Origin of the sequence: Tetzosporium hominis (assembly GCF_002265435.1) — a bacterium.
Taxonomy (GTDB): domain Bacteria; phylum Bacillota; class Bacilli; order Bacillales_A; family Planococcaceae; genus Chryseomicrobium; species Chryseomicrobium hominis.
In genome coordinates this window covers 1-271 of the sequence record NZ_NOKQ01000367.1, presented here as the reverse complement: position 1 = coordinate 271, position 271 = coordinate 1, and the positions used below count along the sequence as shown (strand labels likewise).

Annotated in this window: 1 protein-coding gene; it reads right to left on the bottom strand. The window is 52.0% G+C overall.

The annotated features are described in order from the left end of the window. A partial coding sequence (narI, locus tag CF394_RS15335; RefSeq protein WP_094944809.1) for a respiratory nitrate reductase subunit gamma occupies positions 1 to 271 on the bottom strand: 271 nt, incomplete at both ends.

Sequence of the window (271 nt, the reverse complement as noted above, 5' to 3'; positions counted from 1 at the left end):
AAACCATAGCGGGACACTCTCCATCAAAGAGGCGTCAGGGCTGAACAAAAAGATCTCCCTGAACCACGGCCCGACTGTTGTCCTGTAATCAAATCCTTTCGAATCAATGTTAAGAAACGTGGCGGCAACGCCTGACAGCATCATGAACAGCAGCAGGATGAGGATAAGGATATCCGATGGCGAGCTGGTGTTGCGGATTCGTTTGTCAAACAGCCGTCTGTACGTCAGGATGAAAAGTCCGGTACATGCCACAATCCCCGCCGGCAGGCCT